The 25,304-nt window shown below is 52.5% G+C and carries 19 protein-coding genes; all 19 read right to left on the bottom strand.

The window, feature by feature from the left end; all coding sequences use genetic code 11:
• Positions 1 to 52: 52 nt before the first annotated feature.
• On the bottom strand, positions 53 to 976 hold the full coding sequence (locus ACYVAM_RS10190; RefSeq protein WP_461066514.1) for an SMP-30/gluconolactonase/LRE family protein: 924 nt from the start codon (positions 974 to 976) through the stop codon (positions 53 to 55).
• 75 nt (positions 977 to 1,051) lie between these two features.
• Positions 1,052 to 2,326, bottom strand: a complete 1,275-nt coding sequence (locus ACYVAM_RS10185) for an amidohydrolase/deacetylase family metallohydrolase (RefSeq protein ID WP_461066512.1) — start codon at positions 2,324 to 2,326, stop codon at positions 1,052 to 1,054.
• A gap of 100 nt (positions 2,327 to 2,426) precedes the next feature.
• Entirely contained in the window at positions 2,427 to 3,653 is a 1,227-nt protein-coding gene (locus ACYVAM_RS10180; protein WP_461066510.1) for an aminotransferase class V-fold PLP-dependent enzyme, read from the bottom strand.
• 19 nt (positions 3,654 to 3,672) lie between these two features.
• Positions 3,673 to 4,143, bottom strand: coding sequence for a RidA family protein (locus tag ACYVAM_RS10175; protein WP_461066508.1), 471 nt, complete (start codon positions 4,141 to 4,143; stop codon positions 3,673 to 3,675).
• A 21-nt stretch (positions 4,144 to 4,164) separates the two neighbouring features.
• Positions 4,165 to 5,970, bottom strand: coding sequence for a PQQ-dependent sugar dehydrogenase (locus ACYVAM_RS10170; protein WP_461066506.1), 1,806 nt, complete (start codon positions 5,968 to 5,970; stop codon positions 4,165 to 4,167).
• Positions 5,971 to 6,062: 92 nt separating this feature from the next.
• Entirely contained in the window at positions 6,063 to 7,301 is a 1,239-nt protein-coding gene (locus ACYVAM_RS10165) for an amidohydrolase/deacetylase family metallohydrolase (RefSeq protein ID WP_461066504.1), read from the bottom strand.
• 88 nt (positions 7,302 to 7,389) lie between these two features.
• The gene (locus tag ACYVAM_RS10160) at positions 7,390 to 8,622 is read right to left on the bottom strand and encodes an aminotransferase class V-fold PLP-dependent enzyme (protein ID WP_461066502.1); all 1,233 of its coding nucleotides are present in this window, start codon (positions 8,620 to 8,622) and stop codon (positions 7,390 to 7,392) included.
• 32 nt (positions 8,623 to 8,654) lie between these two features.
• On the bottom strand, positions 8,655 to 9,329 hold the full coding sequence (locus tag ACYVAM_RS10155) for a carbohydrate-binding family 9-like protein (protein WP_461066500.1): 675 nt from the start codon (positions 9,327 to 9,329) through the stop codon (positions 8,655 to 8,657).
• Positions 9,330 to 9,491: 162 nt separating this feature from the next.
• Positions 9,492 to 9,968 (bottom strand): RidA family protein, encoded by a 477-nt coding sequence (locus tag ACYVAM_RS10150; protein ID WP_461066498.1) that lies wholly within the window; start codon positions 9,966 to 9,968, stop codon positions 9,492 to 9,494.
• A gap of 50 nt (positions 9,969 to 10,018) precedes the next feature.
• On the bottom strand, positions 10,019 to 11,581 hold the full coding sequence (locus ACYVAM_RS10145) for a SusD/RagB family nutrient-binding outer membrane lipoprotein (protein ID WP_461066496.1): 1,563 nt from the start codon (positions 11,579 to 11,581) through the stop codon (positions 10,019 to 10,021).
• Between the two features lie 18 nt (positions 11,582 to 11,599).
• Positions 11,600 to 14,989 carry a SusC/RagA family TonB-linked outer membrane protein gene (locus ACYVAM_RS10140; protein ID WP_461066494.1) on the bottom strand — a complete coding sequence of 1,130 codons (3,390 nt, stop codon included), beginning with the start codon at positions 14,987 to 14,989 and terminating at the stop codon, positions 11,600 to 11,602.
• 302 nt (positions 14,990 to 15,291) lie between these two features.
• Positions 15,292 to 16,416: a FecR family protein gene (locus tag ACYVAM_RS10135; protein ID WP_461066492.1), complete on the bottom strand. Its 1,125-nt coding sequence runs from the start codon at positions 16,414 to 16,416 to the stop codon at positions 15,292 to 15,294.
• Positions 16,417 to 16,628: 212 nt separating this feature from the next.
• Positions 16,629 to 17,708, bottom strand: coding sequence for a dipeptidase (locus ACYVAM_RS10130; RefSeq protein WP_461066490.1), 1,080 nt, complete (start codon positions 17,706 to 17,708; stop codon positions 16,629 to 16,631).
• Positions 17,709 to 17,882: 174 nt separating this feature from the next.
• The gene (locus tag ACYVAM_RS10125) at positions 17,883 to 18,887 is read right to left on the bottom strand and encodes a 3-hydroxyacyl-CoA dehydrogenase family protein (RefSeq protein ID WP_461066489.1); all 1,005 of its coding nucleotides are present in this window, start codon (positions 18,885 to 18,887) and stop codon (positions 17,883 to 17,885) included.
• A gap of 13 nt (positions 18,888 to 18,900) precedes the next feature.
• A complete protein-coding gene (locus ACYVAM_RS10120) occupies positions 18,901 to 20,193 on the bottom strand; it encodes an MFS transporter (RefSeq protein WP_461067062.1) in 1,293 nt (430 codons plus the stop codon).
• Positions 20,194 to 20,268: 75 nt separating this feature from the next.
• Complete coding sequence (locus tag ACYVAM_RS10115) at positions 20,269 to 20,922, bottom strand: bifunctional 4-hydroxy-2-oxoglutarate aldolase/2-dehydro-3-deoxy-phosphogluconate aldolase (RefSeq protein ID WP_461066487.1); 654 nt, start codon at positions 20,920 to 20,922, stop codon at positions 20,269 to 20,271.
• A gap of 46 nt (positions 20,923 to 20,968) precedes the next feature.
• On the bottom strand, positions 20,969 to 21,973 hold the full coding sequence (locus ACYVAM_RS10110; RefSeq protein WP_461066485.1) for a 2-dehydro-3-deoxygalactonokinase: 1,005 nt from the start codon (positions 21,971 to 21,973) through the stop codon (positions 20,969 to 20,971).
• Positions 21,974 to 21,995: 22 nt separating this feature from the next.
• Positions 21,996 to 24,221: an outer membrane protein assembly factor BamB family protein gene (locus ACYVAM_RS10105; protein ID WP_461066483.1), complete on the bottom strand. Its 2,226-nt coding sequence runs from the start codon at positions 24,219 to 24,221 to the stop codon at positions 21,996 to 21,998.
• Positions 24,222 to 24,305: 84 nt separating this feature from the next.
• Entirely contained in the window at positions 24,306 to 25,283 is a 978-nt protein-coding gene (locus ACYVAM_RS10100; RefSeq protein ID WP_461066481.1) for a hypothetical protein, read from the bottom strand.
• Between the last annotated feature and the right edge of the window lie 21 nt (positions 25,284 to 25,304).

The following is a 25,304-nucleotide window of genomic DNA, read 5'->3' as shown; positions in this document are numbered from 1 at the left end:
TCTCCGCACCCGTCGAGGAAGCTCTCCTGCGTGGTGCGGAGCTGACGGTCAATTACTTCTGGCGCATGGCCCATTCCTGACCGGGTGTATCGACGCGGAAGGTTTCCAGGTTTCCCTGATCTTGCAAGGTAACATAAGCGGTTCGACCATCTTTACCGCCAAACGCAATGTTGGTGGGTTTTTTGCCAATCAACTGAATCTCCTGAAGCACCTTGCCTGCCGGAGACAGTTTCGCTACGGTGCCTTTTCCATAGCGGACAATGTACAGGTTTCCTTTGGTGTCGCAGCGCATACCGTCCATGCCGAAATCGGGAAACTCGATCAGTAGTCGCTTGTTGCTAACCTGCCCATCGGCTGATAAATCATACGCCCATACTTTGCGTTGGGCTGACTCGTTGACATACAGGCTTTTATTGTCAGGACTCACCTCAATGCCATTGGCCGTACCCATGTTGGCTTCCAGTAGCGTCACTTTGCCATCGGTGTCGATGCGCCAGATATTGCCCGTGTTTTCTTTCCAGTTCGGGTCGCTGGCATACAGCCGGTCTTTGCTGTCGATGGCGATGTCATTCGGTTGGTTCATGCGGGGCTCATTAGCGAAAACGCTGAGTTTTTTGGTGCCCATGACCACTTTCAGGATGTTGTGTTTCGGGTAATCGGCAATGAACATATCGCCCCGTTTGCTGAACCGAATTCCGTTGCCGATGCTCCCGTCCGGCAACTCGACAAAGACGCTCGCTTTCCCGTCGGGGGTGATCTGCCCGATGGTGCCCTGTTTGCCAAAATTCACCGCGTAGACCATGCCTGACTTGTCGACGGCAGGGCCTTCGACGCCCGATGTAAAGCCGTTGGCCGGCGTAAAAAGGCTTGATTTAACGACGTCATCGACGACGGGTAAAAGAGTTGTTGCCGATAACGAAATGAGTCCGGCACCGGCCAGGGCCAGGCTGACGAAACGGGGTATTGGGCTAAACATAACGGATGCGTAAGGGTGTAAGCCGGGCTGGAATACAACCCGGCCCGGCAAAATAACGAGAAATAGGCTAGCGTATTATGAGCGCGGTTGCTGCGTCACCACCACGGGGTTGGCAATGCCGTTGAGGTCGTACACAATCTTTCCTTTGCGAATGGTCATTTCGCACTCCAGCTTTTGCTTGCCTTCAATTTTATGGCCGGTATAGTCGAAGAAGCCAAAATAGCCCGTATCCCGTACCTCAAATTTGCCTTCGTGCAGATTCAGAATCGCCACGTCGGCCACGGAGCCGACCGACAGATGACCCAACTCAGGGCGTTTGATGGCCTGGGCCGGACTCCAGGTGCTGGCCTTGATCACGCTCTGAAGGTTCATCCCCATCGCCAGGAACTTAGACATCACGTTGAGCATGTCTTTCATGGCGTTATTCATGCTTCCGGTATGAATGTCGGTGCTGATCGTGTTGGGATAAAAACCACTTTTAATGGCCGGAATGGCCTGCGAAAACGCGAAACTGATACCGCCGTAACCAACGTCGAAGATGATGCCTTTTTTCTGGGCTTCCCACACGAAGGGCTTCACTTTATTGGTCGTAACATCCAGAATAGGTTCGCGCGTTTTCAACTGGCCAAAGCAATGAGTGAAAATATCGCCGGGACGCAGGTGTTTCAGAAACAGCTCTTCGATGGACAGCGTGGGTGTGCTGCCACCAAAATCGATCATAACCGGTACGTTGGCCAGCTTTCCGGCCTCGACGGCGCGGTTGGTGGGTGTCCAGTCGTAGCCGTTGAAATGCGCCAGTTTGACACCGACCACATAGTCGGGGTATTTCTTCGCCATGTCTGCCGTTTGCTGAGCGTCCATGTCATCTACATTCTGCTCAAATTTGCCGCCCCGCATGCCGCTGCCCACAATGTTGAGCAACGCCAGCACGCGTGTCTGCGAGAGGTCGATGGTTTGTTTTTTGAATGTCTCGAAATCACGCCAGCCCGAACAGCCCGCATCAACAATGGTCGTAACGCCATTGCGAAACGTGAAAGCATCGGGTGGCAGGGCGTTGGGGCCGTTGCTGTAGGTCTGGTCGAGGTTCGTCCCAAAAAAGACGTGCGTATGCATGTCGATCAGGCCGGGCGTCACGTACAACCCTTTGGCATCGACCACCTGAATGGCTCCTTTGGGGTCGATCGATTTGGCGACCCGGGCAATTTTTCCATCGGCAATGGCGATGTCCATAATGCCGTTGATGTTGTTTTTCGGGTCGATCACATGCCCGCCTTTGATGACGACGTTATACGGTTGCGCCATGCACAGCGTGCTACAGAAAAGAAGCAGTAGGAGGAAAGGTGTTTTCATGGTTGAGGGAGTAACGTGGACATCCTGTCCGCGAGCCGCAGGCTAATTTGCATAGCTAGACGTTAGCCTACGGCTGCGCGGACAAGATGGCCGTGTTACGTTAGACGGCGGCTTTGGTCAGTTCTTCTTTGATGCGTTTGGCTACGATTTTTTCCTGTCCGGGTTTAAGCATCCAGACGGTTACGCCGATGTTACTGGGGCCGCTGCCGCCAACCTCGATGGAGGGATCGCCTTTACGCAGGGCTTCCTGGAGCTCTTTGCCGGTAATGTGCAGTTTGGCCGGGTCCCAGGAAATACGCAGCGTGGGTGTATGGTTACCCAGAGGTGGCACATGAACCTCGGTGGTTACGCCGTTGACTGCTTTCACGGTATTTTCGACATGAGCGGTGCCTTCTTCCCAGGTTTTCCACACTTTGTCGTGGTCCTCGTTGATAAACCGCTCCAGGGCGACATACATACCCAGAATCTCTTCTTTGTTGACCTTCATGCCCCGGCCAATATTGAAACCACGGGGCGGCATATGAAGTCGGGCCGCTGAAATGATGTCTTTTTTGCCCATCAGAATACCCGCACTTTGTGGACCACGCATGGCTTTCCCGCCCGAAATGACGACGAAATGAAAACCCATGTCGTTGAATTTCCAGAGGTTTTCCACCGGTGGCACATCGGCCGCAATGTCGATGGAGGTGGGGATGTTGTGCTTCTTGCCCAGCGCCACCCATTCTTCGTGCATGATCTTGCCTTTGTCGGCTTCGATGTGCAGGAAGTGCATGAGGGCCGTTTTTTCATTGATGGCTTTCTCGACATCGGCGGCCGTTTCGACTACCACAATTTTACAGCCCGTATTGGTCAGCGCGTGGTTATACACGATGTCGTGGGCTTTCTGGCAGATCACTTCGGTTTTCATGCCGGTGCCTTCCAGATGGGGGAGCAGCTCCACTTTCTTCTGGTCCATACCGGTCAGAATGCCCGCCAGTCCGAGCGTCATGCCCGAGAACGCGCCCGACGTAACAACGGCCGCTTCGGAATGCACCATCTGGGCGATTTTCGCGCCTACTTTATCCTGAATCTCATCCAGCAGGCAAAATTCTTTTGCGCCGTAATTGATCGCGTCCAGCACTTCGTCGTGCATCAGCGAACCGGTCATATAGGTCAGCGTACCGGCTGCATTGATGAAGGTGCGGATGCCAAATTCCTTGAATAAATCGCGTTTGGGAGCCGCCACCGGGGCTGCTTCCTCTTCCAGCGAAAGGGGAAGACCGCCAACCAGGCCACCTAAAATGGGGACGCTCGATAAGCGCTTGATGAGTTTTCGTCTGCTTAACATAGGAACGTTCGAAAAGAGATTAGATGTAGGCAATGCAGTCCATTTCGACTAGCGAATCGCCGGGGACACCGCCATAAACGGCGACCGTTGTCCGCACGGGTGGCTTGCTGCCAAACCGGCCCTTATAGACTTCGTTCATGCCTTTATAGTCGTTCAGGTCGTGGAGAAATACGCTTACTTTTAAGACCTTTTCCATCGAAGAACCTGCTTTGATCAGTTCTTTTTCAAGTTCCTTGAGTACCTCGTCGGTATGTACTTTAATATCGCCCTCTTTATGGTAGCCTTTGCCCGCCACGAAAACCAGGTTGCCCAGCTTGGTTGAGCCCGAGAAGAGTGGCACATCATCCTGCGTGACCACGTTAAAAACTTCTTTTTGGGCAGCCGGTTCAGCTACAGGTTCAGCGATGGCTTTGCTGGCAGCACCCAGTCCGACGACACCGGCGGCAGAGGCAAAAAGGCGTTTAAGAATAGAACGGCGTTGTGTTTCCATGAGAAATTGAATTACTGGTTGTTATCGTTTGGTTTTATTACTGGATTTACGTTTTGGGGCGCTCTCTTTACGCTCCTGCTGATTGATCGCCAGCCGAACTTCATTGACTTCAGCCGCGCTGATGCCATCGGCCGTGTTGCCGAAGTTCTGCCGGATGTGGGTCAATACTTCAGAAAGCTCTTCATCTTTCAGGAAGCTGTGCTGGGGCATGGCATTGTTATACGACTGACCTTTAACATCGATTGGGCCTTCCAGCCCTTTAAGCAACACTGTAATCAGTTTCTTTTTGTCGCCCATTACCCATTCAGAACCAGCCAGAGGTGGAAAGCGCTGCGAATCGCCGAGGCCGTTGCGCTGGTGGCAGGCCGAGCAGTAAATACCATACACTTTACCACCGGCAACGGGTTTGTCCCGGTCCAGGTTATCGGCAATGATGTCTGGATCACGAATGTTTGACATCTTCTTGCGAGCCTCCATCTGGGCCAGCTGGGCCGCGCCGAAGTTCTGCTTGTTGCCTTTGTAGGTGACCTTCCAGATTTTCCCCTTTTCGGTTTCGGCAATGTACAACGAGCCGTCAGGACCCATTGCGATACCCATGGGCCGGTAAACGGCATCGCTCACGTTCACGATGGGATCGACACCGGCAAAGCCATCGGCGAAGACTTCCCAATCACTCGACAGTGTGTTGGCTTTCGCCGGTACGAAGCCGATAAAATAGCCCGCCTGTGGATACGGAGCCCGGTTTGTAGAGCCATGAAACGCAATGAAAGCGCCGTTTTTATAGCGCTCCGGGAAGCCGTTTGTGGCGGTTGTACCCTGATAAAACAGAATATCGTTGGGTGCCCAGTGGGCCGGAAACCCGATCAGCGGCTTTTCATAATCGCCACAGCGGCCAACCGTTTTTCCGTCGCCCCCGTATTCTGGATTGAGCAGTTTTTTGCCCTGGGCTTGGTCGTAATAGCAGTACGGCCAGCCGCCGTTCATGCCGTCTTTCACCTGGAAAAGCTCTTCGGCGGGGAATACGGCACTTTGCCAGGGTGTGTATTTCTCGGCCCATAACATCAGGAAATCATCGCGTCCGTGCTGAAGCGCATACAAACTATTGTTGGTCGGGTTCCAGTCCATGCCAACCACAGACCGCAGGCCGGTGGCATACCGGTAGCCATCTTTCTGGGTTTGCCCGTTCTTGTTGGCATCGAATCGCCAGATACCGCCATGATCTTCCAGCATTGGGCAGGGGTCGATGCCGGCCATGTTGGGCGTCCGGTTTTTGGGTTGGCAGCCATTGGAAGCCGCCCCGAAGGCCACGTAGATATGGCCGTCGTTGTCGAAGGTAACAGGCTTGGCAATGTGCTCGTGCATGCCGTGTTTATGGTCGTCGGTCAGGATCGTTTCCATGGGGCTGCTGGGAACCAGCTCGTCGGGCTTCAGTCGATAGCGAAACACGTTCAGCTCCGAACTGAAATACAGGTAGCCCTTGTAAATGCGCATGGCGGTACCATAGGCCCGTTCGCGGCCCAGTCCGCCGAACGTCTTGATGATGTCGGCGCGGCCATCGCCATTGGTATCCCGAAGCGCGATAACGGATTCGTTCTCGTTGCGGACAAAGCGGGCTTTCACGTAAATGTCTCCATTTTCGTTAACGGCCATATGCCGCGCCCGGCCGGGCAGGCTATCCACCACAACTGTTGCTTCAAATCCCTCGGGCAGAAAAAGACCACCATTCGCATCCGTCTGAACGGGAAGGCCATTCTGAGTGGTTCGCTGGGTAAATCCGACAAAAGCTAGTAAGGCGAGGGTGACGCCTTTGATGTATAATTTTGTCATTGGTCAGGAGAAGGAATAGTTGAATTTTACTGAAAACGTCCTAGAATGACCACTCCCAATCTCCTTATTTCAAGGAGGTTGGGAGTGGTAAATTACTTGGCACTGGCGATGCCGATGCCGTTCAGGTCATACACGATCTTGCCGCCTTTGATGGTCATTTCGCATTCAAACTTTTGCTTGCCCGTCATTTTGTAGCCGGTCTTGTCGTAGAAGCCAAACGTGCCCTGCCGCATTGAGAAGATAGCGACATCCGCAATGGCACCCACCGATAAATGGCCTAAGTTCTCGCGCTTGATGACCTGAGCCGGGGTCCAGGTGCTGGCTTTTATGACACTTGGGATGTCTTCGCCCATGGCTACGAATTTGGACATGATGCTGAGCATGTCTTTCATGGAGCCGTTCATGCTGCCCGTATGTAGATCGGTGCTGATCGTGGTGGGGTAAAATTTAGCCTTTATGGCCGGAATGGCCTGCGAGTAGTTGAAGCTGGCCCCCCCGTAGCCCACATCGAACACGATCCCTTTTTTGCGGGCTGCCCAGGCAAATGGCTTTACGGTTTTGGTCGCTTCGTCCACAATCGTTTCCCGGACATTCCCCTCCAGGAGCGTGTAGGCATGCGTGAAAATGTCGCCGGGGCGCAGGTGCTTCATGAACAGTTCTTCGAGAGAAAGTGGTGGGTTGTTGCCGCCAAAGTCGATGATTACGGGCATATCGGCCAGTTTTCCGGCTGCCACGGCATGATCGACGGGTGCCCAGCTTGGTCCCTGAAAATGCGCTACCTTAAAACCAACGACATCGTTTTTGTTTTCGAGGGCTACTTTGGCGGCCATCTTTGGGTCCATATCGGTGGTATCCTGCTCAAAAACGCCCCCGCGCATGCCTTCGCCCACAATGTTCAGGAACGACAGCACGCGCGTTTTAGACGTAAAAATGATGTTTTTCTTGAACGTCTCGAACGACTTCCAGCCCGCTCCACCCGCATCGACAATGGTGGTAACGCCCACTCGAAACGTGAATCCGTCGGGAGAAACAGCTACGAGCCCATTGCTCAGATAATGATTAGGTTCGGTGCCGTAGAACACGTGCCCGTGAATGTCGATCAGACCGGGGGTTACGTACATACCCTTGGCATCGACAACCTGTTTAGCCTGTTTCGCGTCGATCGATTTGGCGACCTGAACCACTTTGCCGTCCGTAATGGCGACGTCCATGAGGGCGTCGATATTATTTTTCGGATCGATCAAATGGCCACCCTTAATGACGATGCTGTAGGGCTGCGCCCAGGCTGAACCAGCGAAAAGGAAAAGGAGTAGGAATAGCGGTGTTTTCATGGTTGAGGGAGTAACGCGGACCTCTGGTCTGCACAACCGTGACTTGCTTAACTCAGCACGGCTGTGCGGACCAGAGGTCTGCATTACATTAGACAGAGGCTTTAGTCAGTTCTTCTTTCAGTCGGGCGGCCACGATTTTGTCCTGACCGGGTTTGAGCATCCAGGTTGTCATGCTGATGCCATTCGGTTCACCAACGACTTCGATGGATGGGTTGCCATTGCGCAGATTCTCCTGCAATGCTTTGGTTGTTAAATTTATCTTTCCGGTTTCCCACAGCACCCGCATGGATGGCGTGTGATTGCCTAAGGCAGGCGCGTAAGTTTCGACCGTTACGCCCTTGATGCCTTTTACGGCACCGGCAATAACGGCTACCCGATCTTCCAGCATTTTCCATTCTTTCTGGTGATCCTGCGCAACGAATTTATCGAGGGCGACATACATGCCCAGAATTTCTTCTTTGTTGACTTTCATGCCCCGGCCAATGGTGGAGCCACGGGGTGGCATGCTGAGTCGGGCCGCTGCGATGTATTGTTTTTTGCCCATCAGAATGCCCGCGCTCTGTGGGCCGCGCATGGCTTTCCCGCCCGATACACACACCAGATCAAAGCCCATGTCATTGAATTTCCAGAGGTTTTCGACCGGCGGCACATCGGCCGCAATATCGATCATGGTGGGAATGTTGTGCTTCTTGCCCAGGGCTACCCATTCCTGATGCTGAACCTGCCCTTTGTCGGACTGAATGTTCAGAAACCACAACAGGGCTGTCTTGCTGTTGATGGCTTTTTCGGCTTCTTCCAGCGTTTCTACCTGAATAATTTTGCAGCCTGTATTGGTCAGCGCATGGGAGTAACCGATGTTATGCGCTTTCTGGGCGATCACCTCCGACTTCATGTCGGTGCCTTCCAGATGCGGCAGTAGCTCTACTTTCTTCTGGTCCATGCCCGTGAGCACACCGGCCAGCCCCAGGGTCATAGCCGAAAAACAACCCGCCGTTACGACCGCCGATTCAGCATGGGTCAGGGCGGCAATTTTCTCACCGACTTTCGTCTGTACATCGTCGAGCATGACAAATTCCTTCGATGATGCCTGAATCGTTTCCACGACGTCATCTTCCATCAGCGAGCCCGTCATGGCGGTGTAGGTGCCAGCCGCGTTAATGAACGTCCGCAGGCCAAGTTCTTTCAGTACATTTCGAGCGGCCGCAGTCGCCGGAGCTGCCAGGATAGATGGTGCCGCACTGGAAAGTGCTGCGCTACCGAACATGCCGCCTATTAAGGGCACGGTTGACAGGTGTTTAATAAGATTTCTTCTTGAGAGCATGGTCAATTGGGGTTGAAGGCAAAACGCCTGTGTTATTCAAAAATAAACGTTCCGTATTTCTTAAATTCGTGAAAACTGCCGCTTGTCTTTTGCCACGACCAGGTGGCGTAACTATGGTCGTAATCAATCCGATAGAGGTTTCCCCGCCACTGGGTGCCTGCGGTTGGGGGCGTCTGCACCAGGGGTCTTAGCAGACGGTAGGGAATGAAAATTTCGCCTGTCCACCCGGTTACGGTTGCCTTGCTCACTTTGTTTCCGCCCTGTACGCTGGTTGCGTGCTGCACTTTCGAACGGCCTTCGTAATGCCAGGGTTTCCAGCCGTTGAAGTCGCCATTGATGTTTGGCACCAGGATGGCTAATTCATAATTGAGGGGAGAGAGCTCATACTCAAAATAGATGGGCACCGAAGAGTCGGGCCAGAGGAATACCTCAATGACATCTTCCTTGAACAAAAGCCCGTAGTCTTCCTGAATGGTCGCCGTTAGTTTCTCATCCTCATTCTGAAACAGGAAGTAAACACCGGTGGCGGAGTACAGCAGTTTCACCTTAGTAGAATAGGGTTTACCCGCCGATTCCTGGGGCGTTATGCGCACCCACTCGGTTTTGGCCCAGTTCGCGTTGTCGCCGTTGCCATTTACCTGAAAGTCGTCCGTTTTCCGAACGACGAGCTGGGTCGAATCGCTGGTTTGGGCCTGACTGGGCTGCATGTTTAATGCAAGTAAAATAGCTAAGGTGAAGACGGTGAGGTTCATTAGTGGGTCTTATTTGTACCAAACAGCCTCTGGCTGTTTGAGCCGCGAAGCGGCTTATGAGTCAGCTGCCATGTTAGCCGTCGGTTCAAACAGCTAGAAGCTGTTTGGTACAAGTCATTACACATAGGCGACACAATCAATCTCGACCCACGAATTGCCGGGAACGCCCGCATGTACGGCTACGGTCGTGCGAACGGGCGGCTTGTTGCCAAACCGCCCTTTATACACCTCGTTCATGGCCTTATAGTCCTTCAGATCGTGCAGCAGCACATTCACTTTCAGGACTTTGTCCATGGATGAACCCGCTTTGATCAGTTCCTTCTCTATCTCTTTGAGCACATGGTCCGTATGCGACCTGATATCGCCCTCGAAATGCGCCCCCGCCCCGGAAACAAAGATCAGATTGCCCAACCTGGTCGATCCTGAATAAAGGGGTACATCCATGCCGGGTACATCCATGCCGGGCACGTCCATGCCGGACATTTCTTTTTCTGGTTTACGTTCGGCTAAAGCCTGAGTAAACGCGCCTGTTCCGACTATGCCGGTCAGGGTGGCCAAAAGACGTTTTACGATGGATCGGCGTTGCGCTTTCATTGATTGGCGATCGAGTAGCTTATAGATTGAAAGTCAAAGTGATAGCTGGCTTACTTATCCCACCAGACAACACTGGAAAGTGTATTGGTGCCGCCCTGCCGAGTACGCGCTTCGAGGAAGTTGGTTTTGTTGTACGTTTCCTCCGAATCGGGGACAACGAAGCGGGTCGGTATTTTGCCACCCGTGAGGTTACCCGGATAATTGGTTGGCGTAAGGACCGGATAACCCGTCCGTCGCCAGTTGGAGAAGATCTCATATTCATCTTCCAGGAAAAGAGATACCCATTTCTGCGTCTGGATCTGTTCCATTTGCTGCGCTACGGTTCCGCCGGTTTTGTATGGGTTGGCCACCAGGTAAGCGTTGATCCGGGCTTCTGAAATCGTGCCGCCCGTTCCAAACAATGACCATTGGCGCATACCGGCTTTGACGGCATTGGCATAGGCCGTGGCCGCCGTGGTTCCGCTGGCCCAGCCGCGTACCGACGCTTCGGCCAGCAGCAGGTTCGTTTCGGCATTTCCCAGTACGATCAGCGGGGTGTTGTATTTTAACAGCGTATTGGGATTTGGTTCGGAAAAGGAATTGAAATTGGCGGGTAAGCTATTGTAAGCGGCATTCGGCATACCGCTTTGCAATGCCGTTGTAGTGTCGGCGGCAAATGTTTTGCCATCCGTGGTGGTCCACACAATGGAGATCACATTCAGGCGCGGGTCTTTGGTATTTTTCAGGTAATCGATAAACGTCTTGGCGTACTTGCCGCCCTCCACATTATCGCCACCGGGCGTAATGTAATCGGTGCTGATCAGGCCGTTGGCAATGAAGTTCCGGCTGGCCGTCTGCGACCCATCGACGTAAGCGATCACGGCCCGGTCGGCATCGTCCAGCACAACGCCACCGGCAATGGCTTTTTCAACCCAGGTTTTGGCCAGCGAGGCATCCACTTCGGTCAGGCGCATACCCAGCCGCAACATGAGCGAGTACCCGAATTTTTTCCATTTGGCCACGTCGCCATTATACATCAGGTCGGCTGCACCAAAGGTCGCTTTGGTGGCATCGAAGGCGGCAATGGATTCATCCAGCTCCTTCAACAAGTCGGCGTAGATAACCTGTTGCGTATCGTACTTGGGGCTATAGTTTTTGGTGGCGAGCGCTTTCCCTGCGTCGAAGTAGGGAATGTCGCCGTACATATCCGTCAGGCGATGGAAAATATACGCTTTCCAGATCCGGGCCGCCGACCGTTTGTTGACATCGATCGGATTGGTCGAAACGGCGTCGATGACCTGTTGAATGGAAATCACAGCGCCCTGTCCGGCAAGGGTACCGGCGTAGGCATTCCAGTTGCCGGAGGAATAAGTGTAATTAAAGTATTTGTCGCCAGCCGCCGGGACTTCCTTATAGGTCGCGAACTGCTGCATGGACTGGCCGATGGTCAGGTAGGCCGCTCCGGTAAAATTGGTGCTTACGCCGTCCAGCTGGGCTCTGGTGAACAGGTAGCCCGGCACCACTTCGGCGTATTTGTTGGGGTCTACGTTCATCTCCTCGAAGCCTTTGTCGCAAGCTGACAAGAGCAGAAGCATCGGGGCTATATAGCTTAGTTTTTTGATCAGATTCTTCATGGTCAGTAGGTTAGTCGCTTAAAATTTCACCATTAAGTTTACACCGAGGCTTCTGGTTCTGGGTACGCCGAACGCTTCCAGGCCCTGGGCGTTCGTGCTAGTATAGCTCGACTCCGGATCGAAATACTGATTCTTTTTGTCTTTGTAGAGAATGGCCAGGTTACGAGCCACAAACGAAATCGTAGCCGATTGTAGCTTCAGAAACGACAGCTTGCTAACGGGCAGATTGTAGCTCAGAACGACCTGACGTAATTTCACGAAGTCATTGTTGAACATGAACATAGCCGTGTAATTCTTGTCGTTATCGTAATACGTATCGACATCTTCTTTGGCCCATGTTTTGGTGTAGGGAGCGCCTTCCGGGGTTACGCCCGTTACGGTCACACCGGTTTCGCGGCCGGGCAGCGTTTCCTGCGGCAGGCCGAACCGATAGGCATACTGGTACAGATTCGAATAAACGATACTGCCGAATTTACCGTCGATCAGCAGGTTCAGGGAGAAGTTCTTGTACCGGAAATTGTTGGTGATCCCCATCGTTAAGGGTGGAGTGCCCTGCCCGATTTCTTCCAGATCCCCTCTGAGCGCGTATCCGCTGGCCGTGTTGAAGATAACGTTTCCATTGGCGTCGGTTTTCTTCCGGTATCCCCAAACCGTACCATACGGTCTGTCCAGTACGTTCCGTACCAATCCGCCACCAACACCAGCACCTATATCGACACCACTGATCCCCTGGGCCAGCTGTTCGATTTTGCTTTTGTTGTAAGCCATGTTGAAGCTAACATCCCAGCCGAACGTAGGTGTTTTAACCGGCGTACCCGTTAGCAGTAATTCGATACCCTTGTTGCTCAGCGCGCCTACGTTCAATAGGGCAGAGGTATAGCCCGACGAAAGAGCAATGTTCGACGTGACGATATCGTCCGTTGTTTTGCGGTTATACAGCGTGAGGTCGATACCCAGTCGGTTGTTCAGGAACTTCGCTTCGATACCGCCCTCGTAGGTGGTCGATGTCAGCGGTTTGAGATCCGGGTTTGGCACCTGCGACGAGGACAGAACCTGCACCGGCCGGCCGTTGTGACCACCCTGTTGCATGGTGTAGTACTGATAGATCTGATACGCATTGACAGTAGCGCCACCCACCTGCGCCCAGGAGGCCCGAATCTTGGCAAAGTTGATCGCTTTGGGCAATTGGATGGCGTCGGACAGAATGAACGAACCGCCAACCGATGGGTAGAAAATGTGGTTGCTCTTCGGATTCAGTACCGAGAACCAGTCCTGACGACCCGACACGGTCAGATAAGCGATGTTCTTGTACCCAAAGTCAGCCGAGCCGAATACCGAATTGATGGCGCTTTTGAGATAGGTCGGCGTCGTGGTCGAGGTGGCCAGGTTGGTATAGCTGTAGAAGTAGGGCACCGTGAACTCACTACCTTCGATCAGTGTCTGATCGAAGATGGCTTTCTGGGCATTGCCACCCAACAGGGCTGTAAAACTCAAATCCTTGAAAAAGGTGGTGTTGTAATTCAGGGTCAGCATCCCGTTGGTTTCCGAAGACGTCGTTTTGCGTCCCTGATACGAGCCCAATGGCTGGTAGGCGTTGTTGGTTGGCTGTATGTATTCCGACGAGAAACTGTAGAAATCCTGGCTGACACTGCCTTTCAGAAACAGGTTATCCAGAATGTCGTACCGGATACTACCCTGACTGATAAAGCGGTGTTTCATGTCGTTATTTTTAAACTTGTTGACCACGAAATACGGGTTAGGAGCCGCTGGAACGGGATTCCACTCCATCTCTTTGCCCGTTACGGGGTCATAACCCGGAGCCAGGCTGCGGATGTCGACTACGTTGGCGATCAGGTAAGTAGCCCAGTGTGGGTTGAAGTCGGCATACCCGACTTTAGGGCGATTGATCCCTTCTTCCACGTTATACTGGAAAACACTTTCAACACTCAGCTTTTTGCCCAGAAAGGCATTCAAGTTAAGGTTAGCAATTCGGCGGGAGAACGACGAGTTCGGGACAATGCTGTTCGACTGGGTGTTGTTCAGGCCCAGGCGAAAATTTACGGTCTCGCTACCGCCCGTAAACGCAACTGAGTTGATGTAGTTGCTGCCGGTGCGGTAGAAGTTTTTCAGGTTATTTTTCTGGGGCGAATACGGATGCAGTTGGCCGTCGACCTGAATCGTTGGCAGGCCATCCATCCGGGCACCATACGAAAGGCGACCGGTGCTTTTGGCCTCCGTAATGGTCGTCGGTTTTTTGCCATCGACGCCCTGGCCGTATTCATATTGCCAGTTCGGAATGACGGCAATATCCTCAAACGTTGTGTTGCTGTTGACTTCAACACCAACGCCTTTCTGGGCGCGGCCTTTTTTGGTCGTGATCAGAATAACGCCATTGGAAGCGCGGGCGCCATAGAGCGCTGCTGCCGGACCGCCTTTCAATACGCTGATGGATTCGATATCGTCGGGGTTGATACCGCCAATACCATCGCCCCGGTCAACGTTCGCTCCGTTTCCGTCCGTAGCCGTACCGCCGGGGGTACTGTTATCCATCGGCATCCCATTAATGACGTACAAGGGCTGGTTATTGCCGTTCAGCGAGCCATTTCCGCGGATAATGACCCGGCTCGATCCACCGGGGCCAGTTGACATACCGGTTGCGTTTACCCCGGCAATTTTACCGGTCAGAGCATTGGCCACGTTGTTTTCGCGAGCCTGGGTGAATTCGCTTCCTTTTACTTCGGAAACGGCGTAGGCCAGTGCTTTTTTCTCCCGCGCAATGCCGAAGGCGGTCACGACCACTTCACCGAGCGTGCTGGCTTCGGGTACCAGGCTCACCGACAGAGTACTCTGGTTGTCGACCGCTACTTCCTGCCGTTTGTAGCCTACAAAGCTGAACACCAGGATGGAGGGCTGATCCGGAATATCCAGCGCAAACGTACCGTCGGCAACGGTCGTCGTTCCTTTCTGAGCATCCTTAATGATCACACTCACGCCCGGCAGACCCGCGCCTTTTTCGTCGAGAACGACGCCCGTAATTCGGCGCTTCGGGGCTTCCTGTTTGAGGGTCGGTTGGGTGTCGGACTGTAATTCCTGCCGTTTTAAAATAATACGCTCCTGAAAAACTTCGTAGGCAACCTGATACGGCGAAAGAACCTTGGTGAGTACGTCGGACAGGGACTCGTTCTGAAATTTATAATTGAGTCGGCGTTCGGCCCCGAATATCTGGGGGTTGTAAAGAAACTTGACGTGCGCAACGGCCTCCAGTTTATCCAGTACCTTTTCGGCGTCAGCGTTGGCTAACTGGAAAGATACCTTTTGCTCCAGTACTTTCTGGCCGCTTACCTCATAGGCATGGGCGAAGGTTACGAAAGCAACAGAAAGGAAGGCCTGGTATAATCCAATGCGCATGATTTTCTGTATTGTCTTTTGACAAAGTACTCGTTTTAACATAGTTTTGGCTTTTGTCGGGTGAAAAATTCGGCACAATAAGGTCCCAATCCGCTGCAGGCGGATGTCGTAATGAGCTTACACGAGGGGCAGTTTTAAGTCGGGGATGTTAGCGCATCTTCGACTTTTTTTGTGAGTAAATCGGGTCGTCGTTGACCATAGGCAGTTGGCGTCTTAGATTAAGTTGATTGGGTATCGTTACTTCCGGGGTTTTCGATTTTAAGTAGATTGAGAATCGGGTTTGTCATTAATAGAGCCAGCGTTTAACAACCATTGCTGCTGATGATGATGGTGCCATCTACTTGCTTATAGCTGGCGTTGATGGTGTGGCAGATCAGATCCAGTTTTTCAAAAAGGGGTTCGTTGGCAAAGGAAGCGGTCAGGTAACAGGCTCGCATAACCTCCTCATCGAAAACGATTTGTATGCCATACGATTGGTTCAGGGCCGCAAATACATCGGAAATGGGTGTCCGTTTGAAGGCAAGTGTCTGTTTCGGTAGAGCCTGCTCGATAGGCACCGGATTTTCGATCAAACTCTTGATGAGCTGTGTCTGGGCCGGTGAATACACGATTTGCTGGTTGGGCGTCAGCACAATGCCATCCAGCTTAAAGGTTTCTGGCTGGTTGCTGGGGGGGAGTTGCTTCTGGGCATATACAGCCACGCGCCCCGTTCTGACCACCACTTTCATTTGCTGGTCTCCGTCAAAAGCCTGCACCGTGAAGCTGGTGCCCAGTACTTTGGTAACCAGGCCATTGGCGTATACATAGAATGGCTTCGACGGGTTTTTCATAACCTCAAAAAAGCCCTTCCCCGACAAATAAACTTCCCGTTTGCTGCCAGAAAACCGGTTTGCGTAACTCACCCGGCTTTTGGGGTAGAGCATAATGGTGCTTTGATCCGGTAAGGTTACCCGCTGAGGAGCATCGGTCGTGTTGCTGACTTCGGAAAGGGGCTCCGTTACCTGGGCCACCAGGTCCGTATATGTTACCCCTGTTTTGCTGGTGGTTGGGTGGAGTAGGTACCAGCCAAATAAACCCAGAACAACCAAAATGCTGGCCGCCATACCATAACGAGCGGGCGCGAACTGAAACCAGCTTACGGGTACGACGGGAGTCTTCGGCTTATCGAGCGAATGCCGAAGCCGACTTACTTCATCCTGAATTTCCTGGTCCGAAATGGGTAAGCGTTCTGTAAAGTGCTGGCCGTATGTGTTGTGTAACGAAAGGAGCATCGTAGCCGCCTTGTCAACAAGTTCCGTTTTATCGGGATGTTGCGTCAGCCATTCCTGCCAGAGAGCAGTAGCTGCTGGGTCATTGTCTAATTGCCATCGCTGGAAAGATGAATCGAGGGCTAATTCTTCAGGTGCTAAATCCCGGTACTCCTGCATACGGTATTTGTGAATTTGAAGGAAAGATGCAGGAGTGGGCAGTCAATACTCTCTTTTTCGAAATTTTATTTTAATTTTTTTTAAATAGGCGGTAGAATGGCGATATAGAAGCAGTAAGAAAGATATTTTTGCAAGGTCACGTTACTCCTAAATCCCCTGAAAGGGGATTTAGGAGTTTACGAAGCCATCAACAATCATCCCGGGCAGGCCTTTCATTGCCACGCATTTCGCAGAAATCGAAGCCAGTTCTTATGAAAAATATTCTCGATGTCTTCTGATGAATAGCCTCGTTTGGTCAATAAGCCCGTCAGGTTTTGTAAATCGGCGATGGTGTCCAGATCGCTGGGGGACTGTTCAATGCCGTAAGTTCCGTCGAGGTCGCTACCGATGGCAATATGGTGGCTGTTGCCGGTGAGCTGGCAGATGTGGTCGTAATGGTCGATGATCGTTTCCAGACTAATACCGAAGCTGGCCGGGTTGCTGACCCGTTGCGTAAAGCCCGGTTTCATCATCCAGGCGTCGAAGCAACCGCCAATGACACCACCGCGCTCGGTTAACTGCCGAATCTGATCATCGGTCAGTTGCCGTTGGTGAGGCACCAGCGCCCGGCAATTGTGGTGGCTGGCCCAGACAGGTCCTTTATACAGAGAAAGTGCTTCGCTAAAGCCCTCGTCGGTCAAGTGCGTCGCATCCAGGATAATGCCCAGCCGATCCATCTCTTTGACCAATTCTCGTCCCTGTGGCGTTAATGGGCCGCTTAAGCCGGTGCCGGGTGCATACCGCCCGGTGCTGTAATGCGCCGGACCAAGCGCCCGTAAACCATAGGCGTAGGCCTTTTCCAGATAGGATAAGTTCACCAGCGAATCGGCTCCCTCCAGGCTCAGAATGTAGCCAACGGGCTTTTTATCCTTGGCAATCGTTTCATCGAGCCAGAGCGCCACATGACTGTCGAGACTGGCCCGATCCCGAATCTGGACCATTTCGCCCGCGTCGACCATCGTTTCGTACCACGCTCGTTGCGCCTGCGTCATGGCCCACGCCTGCTCCGGGGAGTTCCAGCCAGCACCGGGCAAATTGCCGTTACTCTGATTAAAGCGGGCAATTTGTGTGGCGACGACCAGACCGATATTCCCCCGACGAAGATCGGGTAAGGAAACGGTGCCCTTTGCCCGGTCAATTTTGTCGGTCATATCGCCTTCCTGCTGCCGAATTTCATGGGCTGTCATTCGGTAGTCACGGTTCCATTCAATGGCGTTCAGCGCCATGTCGAGGTGGGCATCAATAATGAACATGAAGGCTGAAATTGGTTGTTGACTTGTCTTAATTGTGTTGGCCGTTTCTTAAAACGGCCATGAGTGGTTTCTCAAAACCGCCCTATTGGATGTAAACGAGGTTTTAAGAAACCTCGCTGGTCGGATTTAAGAATCCGACCCCACGTTAATCCTGCGACCGTAGTAAAAAACTACTTACTCAGGTGAATTCTCATCCGTCTGAGCCAGTTTCCTCTTCACCACGTCGGCTGGGTATTTCAAGGCCAATCGGCGGATGTCGTAGCTGAATTCTTCGTACGTTTCTTTCCAGAGCTTGGCTTCTTCGGGCGTGTAGTCGTAAAAACCCTGCGCGTTCAGAACGCCTTTGCCGCCCGCCTTCACAATGTCATCAATCAGTTTGGGGACTTCGGTCTGGTTGCTCAGCGTGGGCCATAAATCCTTCATAACCGTGTGGTAAGCTGGTACGCCCGTGAGGTCCATCCACCGGAAAACGCCCACCAGTGTCATCCAGTAGCCGGTGTTGTTTCGGCAGGCCCGGTCTACGTCCTCAACGGTAGCATACCCATTTTCGACCAGATTGAAAGCCTCGCGATACATGGCGTACATCAGCCGATTGGCAATGAACCCCCGAATGTCTTTGCGAACCAGTGTCGGTTCTTTATCCCACAAATGGGCCAGCTCGTAAACCCAGTCGGCGGTTTGGGGATTGCTTAAATCGCCACAGATAATTTCCAGAAAACGGGTCGTGTGCGAAGGCTCGGTCCAGTGCAGACCCAGAAATCGTTCGGGCAAACGGATCTGGCGCTGGAGAATACTGATCGGAATGGCGGAGGTGTTGCTGGTGATGACGGCATCGTCGGCGACAACGGCTTCGATCCGGTCGTAAACCGATTTCTTGATGTCGATGTCTTCCAGCGTACATTCCAGCACTAGTTTACAGTCCTTCAGAAGGCCATAATCTTCCGTGATGGTAAGCTGGTTCAGGTAGTCCTCCGGACTTTTTGTGATCAGGCCTTCCTGGTGGGCCTTTGCCAGATGCTCCCGAATGCGCGGCTCTGCCGTTTCCATATCGACGGGCAGCGGGGCGACGGCCACCACCGGATGCCCCGACAGCAATAGACAGGTGGTGATGCTGCAACCCATCAGGCCCAGCCCGACCACGCCCACGGGAATTGATGACGGATTGAGTGGCTCGTTCATGTTGGTTATGTAATTACGTAAGTTGACTGATATCGACTAGTTTCGGCTTACGAGTAAGCAAATGAATGATGATCCAGGCCAGCAGATAGGTACAGCCGCAAATTGTAAACAGCAGATTGTAGCCGCCCGATAGATTCCCGGCTGCTTTGTACGAATCGAGCAGACTGCCCACCAGCATGGGGAAGAAAATTCCACCAACGGCCCCGGCCATGCCTGCTATACCAACGGCCGAACTGACAGCTTGTTTCGGAAATAGATCAGATGCCATGGTAAACACGTTGGTTGCCCAGGCCTGGTGAGCGGCTACGGCCAGACTAATCAGGCCAACTGCTGCCCACACATCCGTCGCAAATTGAGCAAGTATAATGGATAATTCTAAACCGGCAAACACGATAAGGACGGTTTTTCGGGCTTTCAGTGTCGGCCACCCGCGTTTGATGAGCCAGGAGGACAAATAGCCGCCCCCCACGCTGCCAACGGTCGTGGCGGTATAAATGAGCATCAGCTCAAGGCTTGGTTTTTTCAAATCCAGCTTGAACGTGGAGGAGAAATAGGAGGGAAGCCAGAAGAGAAAAAACCAGTAGATCGGGTCAATAAGCCCCTTGCCGGTGATGAGTGCCCAGGTTTGTGGAAGGGTGAACAGTCTGACCCAACTTATGGCGACTTTGTTTTCGCTTTCAACCTCCTGACCGCTGGTGATGTACGTGTATTCGGCTGCCGACAGGCGTTTCTGTTTAGCAGGTACCTCATAAAACACGAACCAGAAAATCAGCCAGACGAACCCCAGGGCCCCGGTAATCCAGAACACTTCCTGCCAGCCGTAGTGAGTCAGAATCCAGGGGACAATCAGCAGGGCAACGACTACGCCAACGCTGGTGCCTGCGTTGAACAGCCCCGTGGCCAGCGCCCGTTCTTTGGTAGGAAACCACTCGGCTACGGTTTTTACGGCGGCCGGGTAATTGCCTGCTTCGCCCAGGCCCAAACCGATTCGGGCCAGCCCAAACCCGAATACACTTCTGGCCAGCGCATGGAGCATCCCCGCTACGCTCCACCAGACAATGGTGACAGCGTACCCAATTCGGGTGCCAACCTTGTCAATAAACCAGCCAAAGGCCAACAAACCAACAGCATACGCAGCCGAAAACGCCGTGACAATCCGGGAGAAATTAGTTTCGGTCCAGGAAAATTCAACTTCCAGAATAGGTTTCAACAAGCCTATTATCTGGCGGTCGAGGTAATTGATCGTGGTTGCCGTAAACAATAAAACGACGATAAGCCACCGGTAATTAGGGCTTTGGGAATTAATCACAAGAGGTAGGGTTTAAGGTATAATGGATTTTTTTAACCACTTCGGCGGACCACTGAAGTGGTTAAATTCTCCTTATTTCTGATTCATAGCCACCTGCATATTTTTGACAAAGTCCTGCAAATGGACGCTCAGACCAGGCCAGTTTTTTGCCTGAATAAGTGCCTTGTCGAATAGGTGGCTGCCGATGCCTAATCCATCGGCTCCGGCGTTGAAATAAGCCGCCATGTTGTCGAGACTAATACCACCGGTTGGTATCAGTTTCAATTGATTCAGGGGCGCTTTTACATCCTTAATGTACTCGGGCCCAAGGGATGTGGCCGGGTACACTTTCACCATCGAGGCCCCCAATGACCAGGCTTTGTAAATTTCTGACGGGGTGAAGGCACCGGGAAAAATAGGCACTCCCCGTTTTACGCAGGCTTTAATGACTTTTTTGTCGAGGATGGGTGTGACAATGAACTGAGCCCCGGCGTCGAGCGCCTGGTCGAGGTCGTCGAGTGTACAAACCGTTCCGGCGCCGATGTTCAGCCCGTCAAAATGGTGTTTTATCGCGTTCTGAATGATAGTCGCGGCTCCTGCTGTATTCATCGTTATTTCGATGGTTGTCAGGCCCGCTTCCCGATAAACTGGCAGAATGTGGTCGATATCCTCCGCTGACAGTCCCCGAATAATGCCGACGATGGGCGCTTTTGAAAATAACTCCCAGGAGAATGTGTGCTGGCTCATGTAAATGAAAGTAAGTTGTTGAGGAGTATAGCAATTCAGCTGCCCACTATTTCGGTAGGCTGACCAGGTGATTTTGGGCTATTTTAAGCTGTCCGGCCATGGTTGCCTTATCGATCAGATTTGCAGAAATAGTTGTTGTGCGATCGCTTAATTGAAGTACTTCCATCGCTAGTTTGTACAACTCATACAAGTTATTGCCACTGCACAAGATCATCTGCCACTGCGGTTGCTTCTGAAGTGTTTTTAATTCGTCGCCAATTAGAAGGCCACTCAGGTAAAAGGCGTTCTGCTTCTTGGTCAATTTGTTGAACAACTGGTTGGTCCGGACCTTGAATAAGTCGTTCAGAACCGACGAGTCGGCATCATTGATTCCCGACGTAAAGGCCATCAAGTCATCATCTGAAAACGTACTCAGGTCGGTGGGGTCTACCGAATCTTTCAGGATGCTGTGATAAGCCATCAAATTGAATAACTCGCCCGTCATGAAGGTGTGAAAGTCGATGACCTGCTGCTGTTGAATGTAAATATGCTTGGAATGGGTGCCCGGAAATATCAGGATCGACTCATCGACGTTAACCTGTAGGGTGTCCAGTAAATCCAGTAAGCCAATAAGCTGGGTTTCTTCCCCACGCATCACGTCGTCCTGAGTTCGGACGCCCGAAATCAGGGTAAGATCGTGTGGAAAGTCGACCTGCGCCAAAAGCCGCCTGGTACTGGCCAGGCTACCATCTGTTGGAAAAGGCAGGGTGGCATAAGGTACCTCTTCCATGCCAATCGAGGAGGAAGCCATACCCGAAATGACAATCGGAATCCCTGCCAGGTTGATGGCCGTTTTACTGGATAACCAGTCGAGCTGACGCTTCAACTGCTGGCGGAAAAAGTGTTCTCTGGATATACCCTGGCTTTCGCCGTTTGCTTTCCAGTCGCTGAACGTGCTGGCTACTCCTTCCTGTGAAGTGACTTCGTCGATAAGCCGAAGGTCTGTGCTGTCTATGAGCCGTAAACGAAACGAGGAAGTCCCCCAGTCGCAACCTAATAGATAGTTTTTCATTAATTTTCCTTTTTTGTACGACTCACGGTAATGCAAATGCGACATACGATCCACCCGATTTGAGGCCATATCGGGTACCTCCGGCGGCAATGGCGATATACTGTTTTCCATTGACCATGTAGGTAATGGGCGTAGCAAAACCACCGGCGGGCAGTTTGTACTCCCACACGATTTTACCCGTTTTTTTGTCAAATGCCCGAAGCTTTTCGTCATACGTGGCCGCAATGAAAATCAATCCACCCGCCGTCACAATGGGTCCGCCGTGGTTTTCTGTACCCGTTGGTGGAATGCCTTTCTTCGTCAGTTCGGGGTATTCGCCCAGCGGTACTTGCCACAGGTATTCGCCCGTGTTCATGTTGATGGCATTCAGCGTGCCCCAGGGTGGTTTGATGGCGGGGTAATTATCCTGATCCCGAAACTGCGTATTCCCATTGTTTAGGTAAGGCGGACTGTACGGAAAGTCAGCGCCTTCGGGCGTAGGCGTGTTGACAACTGAACTATGGCTGTCATTGGCCGCTACTGTGGCGGCTGGTTTGGTCTCCTGTTTTAGTAAAAACCGGATGATCGCTTCCCGGTCATCCGTAGAAAGGTGGCCAAAAGAAGGCATCCGTCCCCGTCCGGTTATTAAAATGCTGGCAATTTGCTCTTTGGTGAGTCGCTTGCCTACATCGGTCAAATCGGGGTAAGCCTGCGCTGTCTGACTACCCCCGCCCGATTTTCCTCCCGCAGCATGGCAGACGGCGCAGTTGGTATTGAACAAGGCTCCTCCTCTGGAGAGGGCTACGCCATCGGCCTGCGCCCGAACATCGCGCATTTTGAGCCACCAGAGCATGGTGTTGGCGTTCTGATACAGAATACCGTCCGGATCGGCGGCATTGCCACCCCATTCAGCCCCGCCCCCGAAGCCATAAAATAACGTGCCCTCCACACTGGGCGGCATGTATTTACTGCCGTGGCGGCTGTTCCTGTAGCGGTCAAGGACATACGCATGGGCTTCGGGCGTCCGGGTTGTGATTTCATTTTCCGTCAACTCCTGGCGGACAAACGGTGCCGGTTTGGTTGGAACGGGCTGGGTGGGCCAGGGTTGTTCACCGGGTAAGGCGGGTGACGTTACAACGGGTACTTCCTTGACCGGGAACAGCGGTTTACCCGTATCCCGGTCAAAAACAAAAACATAGCCATCTTTGGTAGCCTGTGCCACCGCATCGACCATCTTTCCGTTGTGTTTGACCGTAATCAGATTGGGCGGACAGGGCAGGTCACGATCCCACAGGTCGTGGTGCACCGTCTGGAAATGCCAGATTCGTTTGCCGGTTTTTGCGTTCAGGGCAATAACGCAATTGGCAAACAGATTCTGGCCCGGGCGGGCTCCGCCATAGAAGTCGACGGAGGGCGAGCCCGTACCGGCATACACAACGCCCCGCTCTTCATCGACTACCAGACCGGCCCAGCAATTGGCCCCGCCAAGTTTCCGGTACGAATCTTTCGCCCAGGTTTCGTAGCCATACTCGCCGGGAAGCGGAATGGTGTGGAATACCCATTCGAGCTTGCCGCTACGCACGTTGAACGCCCGCAGATAGCCCGGAGGAGCATCGCCCCCTTCGTTGACAGCCGAACCGGTAATCAGTAAATCTTTGTAAATAACGCCGGGCGTCGTTACGCGAATGGAAAGATTGGCTACCTCATGACCGAGCGTTTCTTTGTCGCCAAGCCCTTCGTGCAGGTCGACTGTTCCATTTTTGCCAAAACTCTCTACCAACTTGCCCGTAGTGGCGTTGATGGCATACAGAAACGAGCCGACCGTATACAGAATCCGTTTATCCTGGCCATCTTCCCAATACATGACCCCGCGGACGGGATGAAAACGGGGCTTTTTTTCGGGATCGGCAAAGGGGTCAAATTGCCAGTGTTGCTTGCCCGTGGCCGCATCGACAGCAAACAGTTTCAACCTCGGAGAGGTACCATACAGAACACCTCTTACCACGATGGGCTGGCATTGGATGTCCATCCCCCGCTGGGACTCCCCCTTATTTTCTCCAGTATCGTAGCTCCAGGCCAGCGTCAGGTTCTTTACGGTCTGGGTGTTGATTTGCGACAAAGGTGAATACCGGTTTCCGGCCGCATTGCCACCATAAGTAGGCCAGTCGTCGTTTGGTGGAGACGATTTTGCCGACGGCTTGTCCTCATTCAAGGATAGGTAACTTCCCAGAATCAGTAGGCCGAATAAGGATTTTAGGAAAAAATTCATTGACTATTTAGTCGGTTAAAGGTTAAGAAAAAGGGGGTGGCATCGTTGGTAAGCTTCAAATGACATTACGTACAAACCATACCGCTACTTCGTTTTCTCATAAAACTCATATGTGATTTTCCAGGTTACCTCCTGGCCGGGGGCAGCTTCCAGTCGTATGTAAGGCTCCGGGCAGGACGTAGTGGCGCAAGCCCAATAAACTAACTTTTCCATGGGATGATCGCTGGTTATATGGATGCCAGCCCCCGTCTTCTGATTCTTGATACGGATGTCATAATCGCTGGAAACGGGCTTGAAGCCCTGTAAACCGGCACTGTAAACCTGTTCTTTTTTTTCCAGTTCCCGCGAATACATCAGCCGGTTGCCCTCTGCGAGAATGGTCGTTCCGAATCCCTTCCCGTCCGCTTTCACCTCAAATGGAAACTGAATGTTGACCGTGGGGCCAGTGGGTTGTTTGTCGATGATGAAGAAATTGTGGTCATACACACTTGTCTGAATGGGTTTGCTACCCGTGTTTTTGAGGCTATGCTCCAGCACCAGTTCAGGTTTGCCTTTGCTCAGCCGAACGGTTTTGGTATACCGATACCCATAGCCGGTTGGATCGGTTAGTTCATGCGTAAAATTAATCTGGTCTTTGTGGCGTTTGACGGTCCATTTGCCGTGATCAGCTACCTCGAAGTATTTCGAAAAAGCGTAGGCTTTATCGTCCGGCTTAAGGAGGGTTCCTACACCTATTTTTACGAATGTCTCCCCCGGTTTAGCGTCGGTATAGCCCAGTGGCGTGAACTCCTCGGCGGGGCCGTTGATGGCGTCGTGCATCTTGGGGTCGTAGTTTTCAAACCATTGGTCAATAAAACTATGCCCTTTGTAGGTCAGACTCCGAAAGGCGCCCGCCCAGTCAAACCGGGTGCCCTGATAATATCCCTGCTGCTCATCGGGTAGGTACAATGTCGTTTGAATAACGCCATTCGACAGTTCGGCCTGCGGCCATTCCGCCAGGGGCAATGTTGCGGCACATAAGCCAAAGATTGCGGTTGTGAGTACGATTGCCTTTTTCAACATTGTATGTGTTTGTAAAGACCT

This window comes from Spirosoma horti, assembly GCF_054776595.1.
The sequence above is the reverse complement of the archived record's forward strand: the minus strand, read 5'-3'. Positions and strand labels throughout refer to the sequence as shown.

Coding starts and splice junctions, on each gene's coding strand:
- ACYVAM_RS10190 (WP_461066514.1), bottom strand. CDS start 976: ATGTTTAGCCCAATACCCCGTTTCGTCAGCCTGGCCCTGGCCGGTGCC.
- ACYVAM_RS10185 (WP_461066512.1), bottom strand. CDS start 2,326: ATGAAAACACCTTTCCTCCTACTGCTTCTTTTCTGTAGCACGCTGTGC.
- ACYVAM_RS10180 (WP_461066510.1), bottom strand. CDS start 3,653: ATGTTAAGCAGACGAAAACTCATCAAGCGCTTATCGAGCGTCCCCATT.
- ACYVAM_RS10175 (WP_461066508.1), bottom strand. CDS start 4,143: ATGGAAACACAACGCCGTTCTATTCTTAAACGCCTTTTTGCCTCTGCC.
- ACYVAM_RS10170 (WP_461066506.1), bottom strand. CDS start 5,970: ATGACAAAATTATACATCAAAGGCGTCACCCTCGCCTTACTAGCTTTT.
- ACYVAM_RS10165 (WP_461066504.1), bottom strand. CDS start 7,301: ATGAAAACACCGCTATTCCTACTCCTTTTCCTTTTCGCTGGTTCAGCC.
- ACYVAM_RS10160 (WP_461066502.1), bottom strand. CDS start 8,622: ATGCTCTCAAGAAGAAATCTTATTAAACACCTGTCAACCGTGCCCTTA.
- ACYVAM_RS10155 (WP_461066500.1), bottom strand. CDS start 9,329: ATGCAGCCCAGTCAGGCCCAAACCAGCGATTCGACCCAGCTCGTCGTT.
- ACYVAM_RS10150 (WP_461066498.1), bottom strand. CDS start 9,968: ATGAAAGCGCAACGCCGATCCATCGTAAAACGTCTTTTGGCCACCCTG.
- ACYVAM_RS10145 (WP_461066496.1), bottom strand. CDS start 11,581: ATGAAGAATCTGATCAAAAAACTAAGCTATATAGCCCCGATGCTTCTG.
- ACYVAM_RS10140 (WP_461066494.1), bottom strand. CDS start 14,989: ATGCGCATTGGATTATACCAGGCCTTCCTTTCTGTTGCTTTCGTAACC.
- ACYVAM_RS10135 (WP_461066492.1), bottom strand. CDS start 16,416: ATGCAGGAGTACCGGGATTTAGCACCTGAAGAATTAGCCCTCGATTCA.
- ACYVAM_RS10130 (WP_461066490.1), bottom strand. CDS start 17,708: ATGTTCATTATTGATGCCCACCTCGACATGGCGCTGAACGCCATTGAA.
- ACYVAM_RS10125 (WP_461066489.1), bottom strand. CDS start 18,887: ATGAACGAGCCACTCAATCCGTCATCAATTCCCGTGGGCGTGGTCGGG.
- ACYVAM_RS10115 (WP_461066487.1), bottom strand. CDS start 20,922: ATGAGCCAGCACACATTCTCCTGGGAGTTATTTTCAAAAGCGCCCATC.
- ACYVAM_RS10110 (WP_461066485.1), bottom strand. CDS start 21,973: ATGAAAAACTATCTATTAGGTTGCGACTGGGGGACTTCCTCGTTTCGT.
- ACYVAM_RS10105 (WP_461066483.1), bottom strand. CDS start 24,221: ATGAATTTTTTCCTAAAATCCTTATTCGGCCTACTGATTCTGGGAAGT.
- ACYVAM_RS10100 (WP_461066481.1), bottom strand. CDS start 25,283: ATGTTGAAAAAGGCAATCGTACTCACAACCGCAATCTTTGGCTTATGT.